We start from the raw sequence: 15,437 nt of genomic DNA on the forward strand, positions 1-15,437 counted from the left end.
GCGCCTGCGGTCCGGGGTGCACCGGCGCATCGGCGAGTGCGGGTTGTGGGGGTTGATCGCGCAGTTCCCCGCGCCCCTTTCAGGGGCGCTTGAGGCCTAGGATTCTTTGGATGGCTGGTCGGTTTGCTCCCAAGCCCACGCGTACGACTGTGCGGGGTGGGCAGGTCGTCGTGCCTGCCCGCGGTTTTCCGAAGCAGGCTGTCGCAGCGGGGCGGGTGCGGGTCTGGAAGCCGGACGGAGTCCTTGATCTGGGGCTGGTGCTGGGGCCGCTGCGGCGGGGGCCCGGGGATCCGACCTTTCGGGCCACCCGTGACGGGTCCGTGTGGCGGGCCAGCCTCACCCCTGCCGGGCCGGGGACGCTGCGGGTCGCCGTGTACGGCGGTGAGGTGCGCGGGGAGGCCTGGGGGCCGGGGGCCGAGTGGCTGCTGGAGCAGCTGCCGGAGATGCTCGGCTCCGCCGATGACCCGTCCCTGTTCGTGCCCCGGCACCGGGTCGTGGCAGCGGCCCGGCATCGGCGGCCGGGGCTGCGCCTGACGCGGACCGGGCTGGTGCTGGAGTCGCTGATCCCGTCGGTCCTGGAGCAGAAGGTCACCACCGACGAGGCCTACCGGGCCTGGCGGTTGCTGGTGCGCAGGTTCGGGGAGCGTGCGCCGGGACCCGCGGGGGTGGGCGAGCGGCCGATGTGGGTGATGCCGGCGCCGCGTACCTGGGCGCTGATTCCTTCCTGGGAGTGGCACAAGGCCGGGGTCGACGACAAGCGGGCCTCGACGATCCTGCGGGCGGTGCGGGTCGCCGCGCGGCTCGAGCAGGCCGTGGGGATGGCGGCGGAGGCGGCGCAGGCGCGGCTGGAGGTGGTGCCGGGGGTGGGGCCGTGGACGTCGGCGGAGACCGTGCAGCGCAGTCATGGGGCGGCGGATGCGGTGACGGTCGGGGACCTGCACCTGCCGGGGATCGTCGGGTTTGCGCTGGCCGGGGACCGGCATGCCGACGACGAGGTGATGCTGCGGTTGCTGGAGCCCTATGCGGGGCAGCGGCATCGGGCGGCTCGGTTGATCCTGCTGAGTGGGCATACGCCGGCGAGGAGGGCGCCGCGGATGACGCGGGGCGACATCGGCCGGTTGTGAGGTGCGGGTCTGCTGGGGCGGGGTGGGGACGCTTACCGGCGCTTGCAGGGTGCTGCCCGCGGGCACCCGCGCCGCCCCAGCGGCACGGGTGCCCGCGGCTTGAGAAACGGGGGAGGAGCGCCCCTTCAGGGGCGCGGGGAACTGCGCGACCAGCCCCCACGCACCCGCGGTCAAAAAGTCGCCCGCACCACCCCTACTGGTCCGAAGAGAACCGCACCGCCCCCGCCGGGATCGTCGCGTCGCACCACACCCGCACGCCGTCCCGCAGTTCGTTGTCGGCGCCGACGACCGCGCCGTCGCCGATCACCGTGCCGGTGAGGACCGAGCGTTCGCCGATGCGGGCGCGGTTGCCGATGAGGGAGTCGGTGATGACGGCGCCGGGTTCGATCACGGCGCCCGGGAGGATCGTCGAGCCGAAGACCCGCGCGCCCTCCGCCACGAACGCGCCCTCGCCCACCACCGTGCCGCCCGTCAGCTTCGCGTCCGCCGCTACCCGGGCCGTGGGGAGGACGAGACGGTCGCCGCAGCGACCGGGCACCGCCGGGGACGGGGCGCGGCCGAGGACGAGGTCCGCCGAGCCGCGGACGAAGGCCGCGGGCGTGCCGAGGTCGAGCCAGTACGTGGAGTCGACCATGCCCTGGAGGTGGGCACCGGCCGACAGGAGTTCCGGGAAGGTCTCCCGCTCCACCGACACCGGGCGGCCCGCCGGGATCGTGTCGATGACCGAGCGGCGGAAGACGTACGCCCCCGCGTTGATCTGGTCGGTGACGATCTCCTCCGGCGTCTGCGGCTTCTCCAGGAAGGCGAGGACCCTGCCCGTCCCGTCGGTGGGGACGAGGCCGTACGCGCGGGGGTCCGTCACCTTCGTGAGGTGGAGGGAGACGTCGGCGGACGCCGACTCGTGCGTGGCCACCAGGGTGCGGATGTCCAGGCCCGTCAGGATGTCGCCGTTGAAGATCAGGACCGGGTCGTCGGGGCCCGAGTGCAGGCGGGCGGCCACGTTGCGGATCGCGCCGCCGGTGCCGAGGGGCTCCTCCTCGGTGACGTACTCGATGTGCAGGCCGAGTGCCGCGCCGTCGCCGAAGTACGGTTCGAAGACCTCCGCCAGGTAGCTCGTCGCGAGGACGATGTGCTCCACGCCCGCCGCTCTGGCTCTGGCCAGCTGGTGCGTCAGGAACGGTACGCCGGCCGCCGGGACCATCGGCTTGGGCGTGTGGACCGTGAGCGGGCGCAGCCGGGTGCCTTTGCCGCCGACCAGGAGGATCGCTTCTGTCACCTGTCGTCTCTGCTTCCTGCCGGGACCGGCCGACTCTGTGTCGGCCGGCCAGTGTATGCAGACCGTGCGACGGCGCCCTCGACGGCCGCGCGGTGCCACGCGGCATGGGTGTGCGGTTTCCCCCGACTGCCCCCGACGGCGTCGACCGCCGGCCCCGTACTCAGCGTCCCTGAAGGCGCGCGGAGCTGGTCCGGGCCGAGCCGAGCTTGGCGTAGAGCTTGGCGCCTGGGCAGTCGGTGGCGTACCCGTCCCTGTGGCCGGAGATCACGTTCAGTCGTACGTTCTTCCCCTTTGGGTAGAGATTGCCACCCCCGGACTTCAGATATGTCTTTCCCTTCGGATTGGCCCCGAAGAGCCCGAGTTTCCACGCGGTGAGCTTGGCGACGCCGGTCACGGCGGCCGCGGGCGGCTTGTGCGAGCCGAAGGTGCCGATCACCGCGACGCCCATGCTGTTGTTGTTGAACCCGAGCGTGTGGGCACCCCTGACGGCCTTCGCCGCTCCCCCGGCGCGGCCCTCGTAGACGGTTCCGCACTTGTCGACGAGGAAGTTGTAGCCGATGTCCCGCCAGCCCATGCTCACGACGTGGTAGCGGTAGATACTGCGGATGACGGACGGGGCCTCCGAGCAGCGGTAACCGTTGCCGGAGGCGGTGTGGTGGACGAAGGCCGCCTTGACCTTCCCCGTGTAGACGAACCCCTTCTCGCGCAGCGACTCGTCGGCGCCCCAGCCGCGGCGGGTGACGATTCTCGGGCGCGGCCCGATGTACGGCTTCGCGAGCGGGGCGCCGGCGCCGTTCAGCTCGCGGAGTTCGCGTTCGGTGTCCTCCCGGCTCAGCGCGGGGATCTCGGTGGCGGCGAAGGACACGAGGCCGGCGTTGACGGTGGCCGCGGGGTCGGCCTCGGTGTCGGTGCGCGGGCTGTCGGCGGCCGGACCCTCGGACGGGGCCTCGTCGCCGGGGTCGACGAGTTCGAGGCGCAGGCCGGCCGGGAGCAGGTCGCGTCCGACGCCGGGGCCGGGGCCGGGGCCGGCTTCGGTGCGCACGCGTACGTCGACTCCGTTCGAGTCGCCCACCCACAGGGGCGCGGTGGCTCCGTGCACGCGGCCGGAGGAGGCCTCCGCCGTGCCCGGGTCGGCGCCGTGGTCGGCGTTGTGCGGGTCGACGTCCTGCCAGCCCGACCAGTCGCCGGTGGCGGCGGACCGGGTGCGTACCTGGACCTGGCCGTGCAGTTCGGCTCCGGGGCTGTCCCAGATGACGCCGACGAGCGAGAAGGGCCGTACGTCGGTGCTGTACGCGCCCTGTTCGGGGGCCTGGCCGAGGACACGCTCACGGGTGCGGGGGGTGAGGGGCAGCGACTGGGTGCTGCCGGAAAGGGCCGTCGTGGTCCGGTCCGCGGGTGCGGCGGCCGCGGACGGCACGTTCAGCACGGCCGGCAGGAGGGTGAGGGCCGCCGCGCAGGTGGCGCCGGTCGGGCAAGTCAGGAATCCACGCATGCCCCTGATATTGAACATAGTCAGACAAACATGTCCATTGCGGAATTGACGGTCCGTCGGGGCCCGCTACGCCGAACCGGTGGCCCCGTCGGCCGGTGCGGGCACCGGGCGCGGCGTACGCTTGCGCGGGTGAACGCCACCGATCGCACCCCTGCCGACCTGCTGCGTTCCGCGCTCGCCGCGGATCCCGGACGCCCCCTGGTGACCTTCTACGACGACGCGACGGGCGAGCGCGTCGAATTGTCCGTGGCCACCTTCGCCAATTGGGTGGCGAAGACGGCGAATCTGTTGCAGAGCGATCTCGCGGCGGGGCCGGGCGACCGGGTCGCTCTGCTGCTGCCGGCGCACTGGCAGACGGCGGTGTGGTTGCTGGCCTGTTCGTCGGTGGGCGCGATCGCCGACGTGGCCGGGGAGCCGGCCGCGGCCGACGTGGTCGTCAGCGGGCCGGACTCGCTGGAGGCGGCACGGGCGTGCCGGGGCGAGCGGGTCGCTCTCGCGCTGCGACCGCTGGGTGGGCGGTTCCCGCAGACGCCGGAGGGGTTCGTCGACTACGCCGTCGAGGTGCCGAGTCAGGGGGACCGGTTCGTGCCGTTCTCGCCCGTGGACCCGGAGGAGCCCGCGCTGATCGTCGCGGGGGCCGAGATGAGTGGCGCCGAGGTCGTGGAGCGGGCGCTCGGGGATGCGGCGGGGCTGGATCTGACCGGGCCGGGGTCGCGGTTGCTGTCGGGGCTAGGGTACGACACGTGGGAGGGGCTGAGCGCGGGGTTGTACGCGCCGCTCGCGGTCGGGGGGTCGGTGGTGTTGTGCCGGCATCTGGATGAGCTGGGTGAGGAAGGGATCGCGAAGCGGATCGAGAGTGAGCGGGTTACGGCTTCCGCTCGCTGAGGTCGTGTTTCGGCTGCGGCCGGGTGGGGGCTGGTCGCGCAGTTCCCCGCGCCCCCAAGAAGGTGGGACCAGTCACCCGCATCACCAGCCGACCGCCCCCTGACAAGACCAGGCACCCGCGTGAACAGCCGGCGCCCCTTGGTCGTACCGCTCATCCGCGTCAGCAGCCGCCCCTCCCCGCCAAGACCAAGCACCCGCGTCACCAACCGACCACCCCCGCCAAGACCAAGCACCCGCGTCACCAACCGACCACCCCCGCCAAGACCAAGCACCCGCGTCACCAACCGACCACCCCCGCCAAGACCAAGCACCCGCGTCACCAACCGACCACCCCTGCCAAGACCAAGCACCCGCGTGAGCAGCCGGCGCCCCATGGTCGGATCGCTCACCCGCGTGGACCAGTTACCCCGCCCTCGCGTCTCGTCCCAAGGCACTGTTGAGGAGTGACCGACGTCGTAGGGGCATCCGCCACCGGGTACGGGATTGCCCGGCGGCGGCGTCGGCGTTGGGTTCGGGGGGTGGCGCTCGGGGTCGGTGTGGTTCTCGTCGGGGCCGTCGGCGGGGGCTGGGCCCTGTACGCCAAGCTCAGTCACAACATCACCGCCGACGAGGCGGCCGAGGCCGAGCTCGCCCGGTACGAGCGGGAGCGGCCCACCGCGCTGGTGCGGGGCGCGCAGAACATCCTCCTCATCGGGTCGGACACCCGCGCCGGGGCCGGCAACGGCCGCTACGGCAAGGACTCGGGCACCCAACGCTCCGACACCACCATCCTGCTGCACCTCGCCCGCGACCGGCGCAGCGCCACCGCCGTCTCGCTGCCCCGGGACCTGATGGTGCACGTGCCCGGCTGCCTGCGCGGCGACGGGCGGCGCAGCGAGCCCTCGTTCACGCTGTTCAACTCGGCGTTCGAGGTGGGGGGTTCGGCGTGCACCATCCGTACCGTCGAGAAGCTCACGGACATCCGGATCGATCATCACGTCGTCGTCGACTTCAGCGGGTTCAAGGACATGGTCGACGCGATCGACGGGGTGCAGGTGTGCCTGAAGAAGCCGATCGACGACAAGGCGGCGAAGCTGCGGCTGCCCGCCGGGCGGGTCACCCTCGACGGGGAGCAGGCGCTGGGGTACGTACGGGTGCGCAAGTCGCTCGGGGACGGCAGTGACACCGGGCGGATGGACCGCCAGCAGCAGTTCCTGGGGGCGCTCGTCAACAAGGTGCAGAGCAGTGACGTACTGCTGAATCCGGCGAAGCTCTACCCGCTGCTGGACGCGGCGACCTCCGCGCTCACCACCGATCCGGAGCTGGCCAGTCTGCGGGGGCTGTACCAGCTGGTGCGCGGGCTGCGGGACATCCCCACCGACCAGGTGCAGTTCCTCACCGTGCCGCGGGAGCCGTATGTGTACGACTCCAACCGGGACCAGCTGGTGGCGGGCAGGGCGGACGCGCTGTTCGCGCTGCTGCGGGACGACCGGCCGGTGAAGATCGCCAAGAAGAGCGCTTCCTCCTCCGGGGACTCCTCGGCGTCCACGTTTCGCGGTAACACCGCCGCCGAGGACAGTTGCGAGTAAAGCACGCGCCAAGGCGGCGAACTTCCGCGCCGTTCGTTGTCAGTTAAATGAGATGGATTGCCCGCTTGTAGGGAGGATGAATTTGTCACTGGCGTCACTCGACGCTGAACTGGGCGGATAGTGTGAGCGCTCCGGTGCACCCGGCCGCGAGGTCCGTCCTGGGGTCGCGCACCGCGAAACGTGACCGAGCGCCTTGGTGGGGGGAAGGCGCCGCGTGGCCCCGACGGAGGATTCGGACAACCGTGGACGCGCAAGGCCGTGGGCGGGCGGACAACATCGATCCCGCAGACCAGTGGGTGCTCAATCCGAACACCGGTGAATACGAACTGCGACTGACGCCTTCCGCACCGCAGTCGCCGGTACCCGGACCGCGCAGGCCGGCCTCGCCGGGCACCGGCGCGGGCGGTCCCCGGGAGACCGCGAGCCCGGAGATCCCGGGGCAGCGCAGACGGCGTGCCGAGCCCGAGCCACCGGCGGGGCGCCGTTCGCGGCGGCAGCCGGTGAAGAAGAAGTCGAAGGCCAAGAAGGTCCTGTTGTGGACCGGCGGGACGATGGCCTTCGTACTGGTCGCCGCCTCGGCCGCCGGGTACCTCTACATCAAGCACCTCAACGACAACATCACGTCCGTCTCCGACGACGGCGCGAGCACCGGTGGCTTCAGCAAGGACAAGGCCATCAACCTGCTGATCATCGGCACCGACAAGCGGACGGGCTCGGGCAACGAGGGCTACGGCGACGCAGGCAGCGTCGGGCACGCCGACACCACGATCCTGCTGCACATCTCCAAGGACCGCTCGAACGCCACCGCCCTGAGCATCCCGCGTGACCTCATCGTCGACGTGCCCGACTGCCAGACGCAGCAGTCGGACGGGAGCGAGAAGGTCATCGCGGGCACCGAGAACGTCCGGTTCAACACCAGCCTCGGCCAGGACGGCCGTACCGCCAGCTGCACCGTGCGCACGGTGACCGAGCTGACCGGGATCCAGGCCGACAACTTCATGGTGGCCGACTTCAACGCGGTCAAGACGCTGACCGACGCGGTCGGCGGCGTCGAGGTCTGCCTCGGCAAGGACATCGACGACAAGCAGTCGCACCTGAAGCTGTCCGAGGGCACCCACAAGATCTCCGGCGAGACCGCGCTGGCGTTCGTGCGCACCCGGCACTCGGTCGGCTTCGGCGGCGACCTGAGCCGGATCCAGCTCCAACAGCAGTTCCTGAGCGCCCTGATGCGCAAGCTCAGCTCCAACTCGACGCTCACCAGCCCCACCAAGCTGCTGAAGCTGGCCGAGGTCGGCACCAAGGCGCTCACCGTCGACTCCCAGCTGGACAGCATCGGCAAGCTGAAGGACCTCGGTCTGGAGCTCGGCAAGCTCAACCCGAAGAACCTGACCTTCACCACCATCCCGGTCCTGGACAACCCGGCGGAGAAGGTGAAGGCGACCGTCGTGCTCAACGAGACGAAGGCCCCCGCCGTCTTCCAGGCGATCAAGGACGACGTCTCCTTCACGGCCGTCAAGAAGAAGCAGGCGCAGGCCAGCAAGGACGCGGCCGCCGCGCGCCTGGAGGGCAGCAAGTCCGCGGCCTCCGAGGTGCGGGTGCGGATCCTCAACGGCGGGGCCCCGGCCGGCAGCGCCCAGGAGACCCTCAGCTGGCTGCAGAACCAGGAGGGCGTCCTCAAGTCGGAGAACGCCGGCAACGCGGACGCCGAACTCAGCAAGACCACCCTGGAGTACGCGCCCGACCAGGCCGATCAGGCGCGTGAACTGGCCGGTCTCATGGGGCTGTCCGGCTCCGCGATGAAGCCCGGCAAGAGCGTGATCAACTCCCAGGGTCTGCCCGCGATCACCCTGACGCTGGGCAAGGACTTCCAGGGGGCGGGAGTCTCCCTCACCACTCCGACGAAGGCGCCGGACGTGGACAGCAAGACGACGGCGGACAAGGTGACCTGCGCCAAGTAGGGCTCCGCGACGGAGAGTTACACCGCACGACCGCCAAGTAACAGCGAATTGGCAGGTAACCCTATGGGTCCGTCGCGCGTCTAACCGGGCGCGGGGCGGACCCGTGTGGTCCGTGTGGCGTCCGACGGGGGGCGTGGCGGCGGGCCTGTGCGCGCAGGGCGCAGGGTGGGGAGGGCGGGGAGTTGACGCAGAGCGATGTGCGGGGGGAGGTGCCCGCGGTCGAGGACACGATGTCGCTCGCACCGAAGGCACACAAGGCACCGAAGGCACCGAAGGCACCCGACGCACCGGGCGGTACCGGCGGCGGGCGCCCGAGGGGCGGCTCGAACGGCGGCCGGGGGAAACGCGGCCGGCGGGTACTGCGCTGGTCGGCGACCGTGCTGTCGGTGGTGATCCTCGGTACGGCCGGTGCCGGTTACCTCTACTACCAGCACCTGAACGGCAACATCCACAAGGGCGAGCGCAGCAGCGGCGACGCCAAGGCGCGCAAGACGGCGGCCAACGCGGCCGGTCAGACGCCGATGAACATCCTGTTGATCGGCTCCGACAGCCGTAACTCCGACGCGAACGTGAAGCTCGGCGGCGCCAAGTACGACCGGGGCAGCCCGCCGCTCGGCGACGTGCAGATGCTGATCCACCTGTCGGCGGACCGGAAGAGCGCGGCGATGGTGAGCATCCCCCGGGACACCCGCGTCGACATCCCCAAGTGCACGGACCCGAAGACCGGCAAGGTGTACCCGGCGACCAACACCATCATCAACGAGTCGCTGGCCCGGGGCGGCGCCGGCTGCACGCTGGCCACCTGGGAGAACCTCACCGGGGTCTACATCGACCACTGGATCACGATCGACTTCTCGGGCGTGGTGAACATGGCGGACGCCATCGGCGGCGTCGACGTGTGTGTGAAGCAGAACGTGTGGGACCGGCCGACGGCCGCGGTGCCCGGCGGCTCCGGGCTGAAGATGACGGCCGGCACGCACAAGGTGAAGGGTGAGAAGGCCCTGCAGTGGCTGCGCACCCGGCACGCCTGGGGCAGCGACCTGATGCGGGCCCGCGCCCAGCACATGTACCTGAACTCGATGATCCGGACGTTGAAGGGGCAGAACGTCTTCACCGACACCGGCAGGCTGATGGACCTGGCCGAGGCGGCCACCAAGTCCCTGACGGTGTCCGAGGAGATCGGCACCCCGAAGAAGCTCTACGACCTGGGCATGCAGCTCAAGTCGGTGCCGACCAACCGCATCACCAGCGTGACGATGCCGAACGTCGAGGACCCGCAGAACAAGGACCACGTGGTGCCGGACACCGCCAACGCCGACAAGATGTGGCAGATGCTCCGCGACGACGTGGCGTTCGACAAGAACGGCAGCGCCAAGGAGAGCAAGAAGAAGACCACGGCGAGCGCCCGGCCCACCAAGGAGCCGTCGGTCTCCGCGGGCAGCCTCGGCGTGCTGGTGCGCAACGCCACCGGTACCGCCACCGAGGCCGCGGTCGGCGGCCGGGCGCGGGCGCTCGCCCAGGAGCTGGCCGCCAAGGGCTACACCAGGGCGGCGGCGGACACCTCGGGGGCCGCGGAGTCGGTGGAGAAGACGGTGGTCCAGTATCCGAGCGCGGACCTGGAGGGCGACGCCCAGGCGGTCGCCGAGGCGCTGGGCATCCCGACGAGCCAGATCGAGCAGACCACCGATGTGTCGGGGGTCACGCTCGTCGTCGGCGCCGACTGGCGGGACGGGACGGCGTACCCGAAGCGGTCCGCGCCGAAGGCCGGTGACCTGCCGGACAACGCCGACGCCATCAACGGTTCGGACACCAAGCAGTGCATGGACGTGTACGCGCCCTACCGCTGGTAGCGACCCGTGCCGCCGGTCCCGTACCGGGTCGTCACCGGCGGCACGGTCTCTCCACACACAGGTCCGCACAGGTAGGCACAGGTAACTCCTAAACCACTGCATGACACTGCCGCCGTGCCCAGGTGCCCGGGAGTTCCGGGTGTGGTGGCAGGTGCGAGCGGGAGGGCGGGCAAGGTGGTGCGCAGCAGTGTGCGGGGGGAGGTGTCCGACGTGGTGTCCGCGGTCGAGGACACCATGTCTCTCACGCCTCAGGACGGCGGGGACCGGCGCAGACGGGGCGCGGACGGTGACCGCCGGCGCCGCAGACGCCGGATCGTACGCTGGTCCGCCTCGGTCCTGGCGCTGGCCATGGCCGGCACCGCCACCGCCGGATACCTGTACTACGCGCACCTCAACGGCAACATCAAGAAGGAGAACCTCAACAACGCCGACGCCAAGGACCGCGCGACCAAGACCAAGGCGAACGCGGCCGGCCAGACCCCGCTGAACATCCTGCTGATCGGTTCCGACGCCCGGGACACCGCCGAGAACGTGAAGCTGGGCGGCGCCAAGGACATCGGCACCGCCGCCCGCGCCGACGTCCAGATGCTGCTGCACGTCTCCGCCGACCGCACCAACATGTCGGTGGTGTCCATGCCCCGTGACACCCTGGTCTCCATCCCCAAGTGCACCGATGCCAAGACCGGCAAGGTCTACGCGGCCACCGACGACACGATGACCAACGCCTCCCTGGAACGCGGCGGGCCCGGCTGCACGGTGGCCACCTGGGAGAAGCTCACCGACATCCACATCGACCACTTCATGATGGTCGACTTCTCGGGCGTGGTGTCCATGGCGGACGCGATCGGCGGGGTGCCGGTGTGCGTGGACGCCGACATCTACTCGCACACCTCCACCGGCCACGGCTCCGGCCTGAAGCTGAAGAAGGGCACCACCTTCGTCAAGGGCAAGCAGGCCCTGCAGTGGCTGCGCACCCGCTACGGGTTCGAGGACGGCAGTGACATAGCCCGGACCAAGGCCCAGCACATGTACATGAACTCGATGGTCCGGCAGCTGCGGTCCAACGCCACCCTCAGCAACCCCGACAAGCTGCTGGGGCTCGCCGAGACGGCCACCAAGGCGCTCACGGTCGACACCGGCCTCGGCTCGGTCACCAAGCTCTACGACCTGAGCAAGGAGCTGAAGAAGGTCCCCACGAACCGCATCACCATGACGACGATGCCGTTCGTGTACTCCTCCGACGGCAACCGCGTCCTGCCCAAGCCCACCGACGCGGCCAGGCTGTGGCGGCTGGTCCGCGAGGACGTCGCGCTGGACGGCAAGGACAAGAAGAAGACGACGACGGCCACGACGAAGGTCACCGACAAGGCGGCGGCCGACGACGAGATCGCCGTACAGGTGCAGAACGGTACGAGGAGCAGCACCGAGTCCGCCGTCACCGGCCGGGCCGCGGCCGTCACCGCCCTGCTGGCCGGCAAGGGCTTCACCAAGGCGGCCGCCGACACCTCGGCGCTGCTGAGCGAGGACCGGACACTGGTGCGCTATCCGACCGCGGACCTGGCGGGCGACGCCCAGCGGGTCGCCAAGGCCCTGGGCATCCCCACCGACCAGGTGAGGAAGTCCACGGACGTCGACGGCGTCACGCTGGTCGTCGGCGCCGACTGGCGGTCGGGCAGCAAGTACCGCGCCGACGACGATGACACCACCCCGGCGTCGGCGAACGCCCTCAACGCCTCGGACACCAAGGCGTGCATGCACGTCGACCCGGACTACACCTGGTGAAGCCCGAGGGGGCGGTGCTCAGTTGGAGGAAGGGCTGAGCACCGCGGGGCGACGGGACGCGATGACCCGCTTCGCCAGCGACCGGGGGCTGGTCAGGAAGCCGTACCCCCACGACATGTGCATGGTGGCGAGGGCGACGGGGATCTGCAGCCGGGCCCGGAGCGGCAGCCCCTTGCCGGCGGGGAGGGACCCGGCGACGATCGCCGCGAGGTAGCCGCCCGGGATCACGAAGCCGAACGGGGTCACCAGCGCCCCGACGACGATCCCCGCGGCTATCGCGCACACCGCCACCGGCGGGGCGAGGTAGCGCAGGTTGATGGAGCCCTCGTGGTAGCGGGCGACGACGTGCCGCCAACGGCCGTAGTCCTTGTACTGCTTGGCGAGCGCCTTCACGCTCGGCCGCGGCCGGTACGACACCTTCAGCTCCGGCGAGAACCAGATCAGCCCGCCGGCCTCCCGGATCCGGAAGTTCAGCTCCCAGTCCTGGGCTCGGATGAACTCCTCGTTGTAGCCGCCCTGTTGCTCCAGCGCCGCGCGCCGGAAGACGCCCAGGTAGACCGTCTCGGCGGGACCGGCCTCGCCGCCCGTGTGGAAGGCGGCGTTCCCGACGCCGATCTTCGAGGTCATGGCCGCCGCGACCGCGTGCTCCCAGGCGTTCTCGCCCTCGGCGTGCATGATGCCGCCGACGTTCTGCGCACCGGTCTCCTCGAGGAGGCGGACGGCGGTCGCGATGTAGTTCGGGGAGAGCATGCCGTGGCCGTCGACGCGGACCACGATCGGGTGCCGGGAGGCCTTGATCGCGGCGTTCAGCGCGGCCGGGGTGCGCCCGGTCGGGTTCGGGACGGTGTGCACGCGGGGGTCCTCGGCCACGAGCTCGGCGGCTATCTCGTCCGTGCGGTCCGTGGACGGACCGAGGGCGATGACGACCTCCAGCTCGCCGGCGTACTCCTGCGCGAGGATCGCTTGGACGGCCCCGCGCAGATGCCGCTCCTCGTCGAGGACGGGCATGATCACAGAAACTGCGGGGTGCCGCACGTCGGACTTGGCGTTCATAGGGGGCTCACGTTACCGCGAACGGGGGACACCGGTGCGCGCCGCATCGGCGGTGGCGCGGGCTGAAGGTCGTATCGGCCTACCGTGCTCACGGATCCCACGTACGGCCTCGTCCGGAGGTGTCCTTTGTCCGCCAGCCCGCCCCGGTCCCCCGCCCGGCCCGTCCGGCCGCAGCGCCGACCGCAGCCCACCCGTCAGGCCCCGCGGCCGCCGGTACGACCCAGCAGGCCCCGGCGGCCGCGCTGGGCCATGCGGGCGGTCACCACACTCTCGGTGGTGGTGCTGGCGTCGGCCGGGATCGGACACTCGGTGATGGCCGGCCTGGACGCGGACATCGCCCGGGTCGACCCCTTCAAGGACATGAAGAACCGTCCCGCCGCCGGTCACGGCATGAACGTGCTGCTGGTCGGCACCGACGGCCGCGACAAGATCACCGAGCGGGAGCGGCGGAAGTACCGGCTGGGCGGGGCGCCCTGCCACTGCACCGACACGATCATGATCGTGCACATCTCGGCGGACCGGGAGCGGGCGACGGTGGTCAGCCTGCCGCGCGACTCGTACGCCGAGGTCCCGGCGCATGTGGACGAGACGACGCACCGCCCGTCCCCCGCCCACCCCATCAAGCTGAACGCGGCCTACGCGGAGGGCGGGCCGCAGCTGACCGTGCGCACGGTCGAGGACATGACCCATCTGAAGATCGACCACTACCTGGAGGTCGACTTCATCACGTTCATGCGGACCGTGGACGTGCTCGGCGGGGTCCAGGTCTGCACCGCCGTGCCGATGAAGGACTCCTACACCGGCCTGAACCTCTCCCCCGGCACGCACACCCTGGGCGGCGGCCAGGCCCTGCAGTACGTCCGCGCCCGGCACGTCGACGCGGCGAGCGACCTGGGCCGGATGAAGCGGCAGCAGCGGTTCCTGGCGTCGCTGATCGAGCGGGCGACGTCGAGCGGGGTGCTGCTCAACCCGATCCGGTTCCGGGACGTGACGCGGGCGGTGCTGGGGTCGGTGCGGGCCGACACGGGCTTCGGCACGGACGAGCTGCTGGACCTCGGCCGGGCGATGCGCAACTTCTCGCCGTCCTCGTCCGAGTTCACGACCGTTCCCATCGGGCAGCTGGCGTACCCCGTGAAGGGGATCGGCTCGACGCTGAAGTGGGACCGGGCCGGGTCGGACCGGCTGTTCCGGTCCCTGCGCGACGACAAGCCGCTCGCGCCGCCCGCGCCCGCGCCCACGCATGCGCCCGCGGCCTCGCCGAAGCCGCCGGGGCCGCCGCCGGCGACCGTGGAGGTGGCACCGGCGACGATCCGGGTCCAGGTGGAGAACGGCACCGGTACGGCGGGGGTGGCGCGGCGGATGGACGCGGCGCTGGCGGCGACGGGCTTCGCGACGAACCACCGGCCGGTGACCGCCGCCCACCGCGACCTGAAGCGGACGGTGGTCTCCTTCGACCCGCGATGGGACCGCTCGGCCCGCTCCCTGGCGGCGGCGCTGCCGGGCAGCGAGCTGCGGGCCGTGCCCGGACTTGGGCCGGTGCTGCGGGTGACGGTGGGGGCGGACTTCAAGGGGGCGGTGCGGAAGGTGCGGGTGGACGAGCCGGCACCGCAGGGAGCCTCTGCCGTCATCCGGGGGGACGAGAAGGTGTGCTGAGAGGTCGTGTTTCGGCTGCCGCCCGGTGGGGGCTGGTCGCGCAGTTCCCCGCGCCCCTAAAAGAAGGGGCGCTGGGGGTACCCCCGGCCGAAGGCTGGGGAGGAACTGCGCGACCAGCCACGACGGCGCCGCAGTCGACGACGCACCGCCCTAGTCCAGGTACCCCTCCGCCACCCTGCGCTCGCGCAGCTCACGGATCTCCCGGCGGCGGGCCAGCCGGTGCGTGCGCCGGATCTGGGCCTCCTGGTAGCGCCGGCGGTCGCGGTCCGTCTCCGGCAGCACCGGCGGTACCCGGCGCGGCTTGCCGTCCGCGTCGACCGCCGCGAAGACGAGGTAGGCCGAGCCGACCTGGGTGGCGGGAGTCGACTCGTTCCAACGCTCGGCGAGGACCCGCACCCCCACCTCCATCGACGTCCGGCCGGTCCAGTTGACCTGGGCCTTGACGTGGACCAGGTCACCGACGCGGACCGGCTCCAGGAACGCCATCTCGTCCATGGACGCGGTGACGGCGGGACCGCCCGAGTGCCGGCCGGCGACCGCGCCCGCCGCGTCGTCCACGAGCTTCATGATCACACCGCCGTGCACCGTCCCGAGGAGGTTGGTGTCGCCGTGGGTCATGATGTGGCTCAGCGTGGTCCGGGACGCGGACGTCGGCTTGCCGGGTATGTCGGATTCCGCCTCGGGGGCCTGGTCTGTCATGGCCCCCACCTTATGCCGAGGCGGCAATCGCGGAATTTGTGTCGGGTTCGCAACAGCGGTGACCTGATTTTCCGACGACCCTTGTAAGAGGCACAGT

Annotated in this window: 11 protein-coding genes; 7 read left to right on the forward strand and 4 right to left on the reverse strand. The window is 71.2% G+C overall.

What is annotated here, in order from left to right:
* The first annotated feature begins 110 nt into the window (after nt 1–110).
* Complete coding sequence (locus ACFY0P_RS35115; RefSeq protein ID WP_388922517.1) at nt 111–1,124, forward strand: DNA-3-methyladenine glycosylase family protein; 1,014 nt, start codon at nt 111–113, stop codon at nt 1,122–1,124.
* 193 nt (nt 1,125–1,317) lie between these two features.
* Here the strand turns inward: ACFY0P_RS35115 and ACFY0P_RS35120 are convergent, their stop codons facing one another.
* Both ACFY0P_RS35120 and ACFY0P_RS35125 read right to left on the reverse strand, forming a co-directional pair.
* Entirely contained in the window at nt 1,318–2,400 is a 1,083-nt protein-coding gene (locus ACFY0P_RS35120; protein ID WP_388922520.1) for a sugar phosphate nucleotidyltransferase, read from the reverse strand.
* 160 nt (nt 2,401–2,560) lie between these two features.
* On the reverse strand, nt 2,561–3,910 hold the full coding sequence (locus ACFY0P_RS35125; protein WP_388922523.1) for a peptidoglycan recognition protein: 1,350 nt from the start codon (nt 3,908–3,910) through the stop codon (nt 2,561–2,563).
* Nucleotides 3,911–4,021: 111 nt separating this feature from the next.
* On the opposite strand from ACFY0P_RS35125, the gene ACFY0P_RS35130 reads away from it, so the two are divergent.
* From ACFY0P_RS35130 to ACFY0P_RS35150, 5 genes are all read left to right on the forward strand, one after another.
* The gene (locus ACFY0P_RS35130; protein ID WP_388922526.1) at nt 4,022–4,777 is read left to right on the forward strand and encodes a TIGR03089 family protein; all 756 of its coding nucleotides are present in this window, start codon (nt 4,022–4,024) and stop codon (nt 4,775–4,777) included.
* A gap of 443 nt (nt 4,778–5,220) precedes the next feature.
* On the forward strand, nt 5,221–6,345 hold the full coding sequence (locus ACFY0P_RS35135) for an LCP family protein (RefSeq protein WP_388922528.1): 1,125 nt from the start codon (nt 5,221–5,223) through the stop codon (nt 6,343–6,345).
* A 242-nt stretch (nt 6,346–6,587) separates the two neighbouring features.
* Nucleotides 6,588–8,303, forward strand: coding sequence for an LCP family protein (locus ACFY0P_RS35140; protein ID WP_388922531.1), 1,716 nt, complete (start codon nt 6,588–6,590; stop codon nt 8,301–8,303).
* 230 nt (nt 8,304–8,533) lie between these two features.
* Entirely contained in the window at nt 8,534–10,153 is a 1,620-nt protein-coding gene (locus tag ACFY0P_RS35145; protein ID WP_388923183.1) for an LCP family protein, read from the forward strand.
* A 234-nt stretch (nt 10,154–10,387) separates the two neighbouring features.
* On the forward strand, nt 10,388–11,935 hold the full coding sequence (locus ACFY0P_RS35150; protein WP_388922534.1) for an LCP family protein: 1,548 nt from the start codon (nt 10,388–10,390) through the stop codon (nt 11,933–11,935).
* Nucleotides 11,936–11,953: 18 nt separating this feature from the next.
* On the opposite strand, the gene ACFY0P_RS35155 is transcribed toward ACFY0P_RS35150, so the two are convergent.
* A complete protein-coding gene (locus ACFY0P_RS35155) occupies nt 11,954–12,988 on the reverse strand; it encodes a glycosyltransferase family 2 protein (RefSeq protein ID WP_388922536.1) in 1,035 nt (344 codons plus the stop codon).
* A 249-nt stretch (nt 12,989–13,237) separates the two neighbouring features.
* On the opposite strand from ACFY0P_RS35155, the gene ACFY0P_RS35160 reads away from it, so the two are divergent.
* On the forward strand, nt 13,238–14,641 hold the full coding sequence (locus ACFY0P_RS35160; RefSeq protein WP_388922538.1) for an LCP family protein: 1,404 nt from the start codon (nt 13,238–13,240) through the stop codon (nt 14,639–14,641).
* Nucleotides 14,642–14,791: 150 nt separating this feature from the next.
* Here the strand turns inward: ACFY0P_RS35160 and ACFY0P_RS35165 are convergent, their stop codons facing one another.
* Nucleotides 14,792–15,340 (reverse strand): acyl-CoA thioesterase, encoded by a 549-nt coding sequence (locus ACFY0P_RS35165; RefSeq protein WP_388922541.1) that lies wholly within the window; start codon nt 15,338–15,340, stop codon nt 14,792–14,794.
* Between the last annotated feature and the right edge of the window lie 97 nt (nt 15,341–15,437).

Source organism: Streptomyces sp. NPDC001714, assembly GCF_042892755.1.
GTDB lineage: Bacteria > Actinomycetota > Actinomycetes > Streptomycetales > Streptomycetaceae > Streptomyces.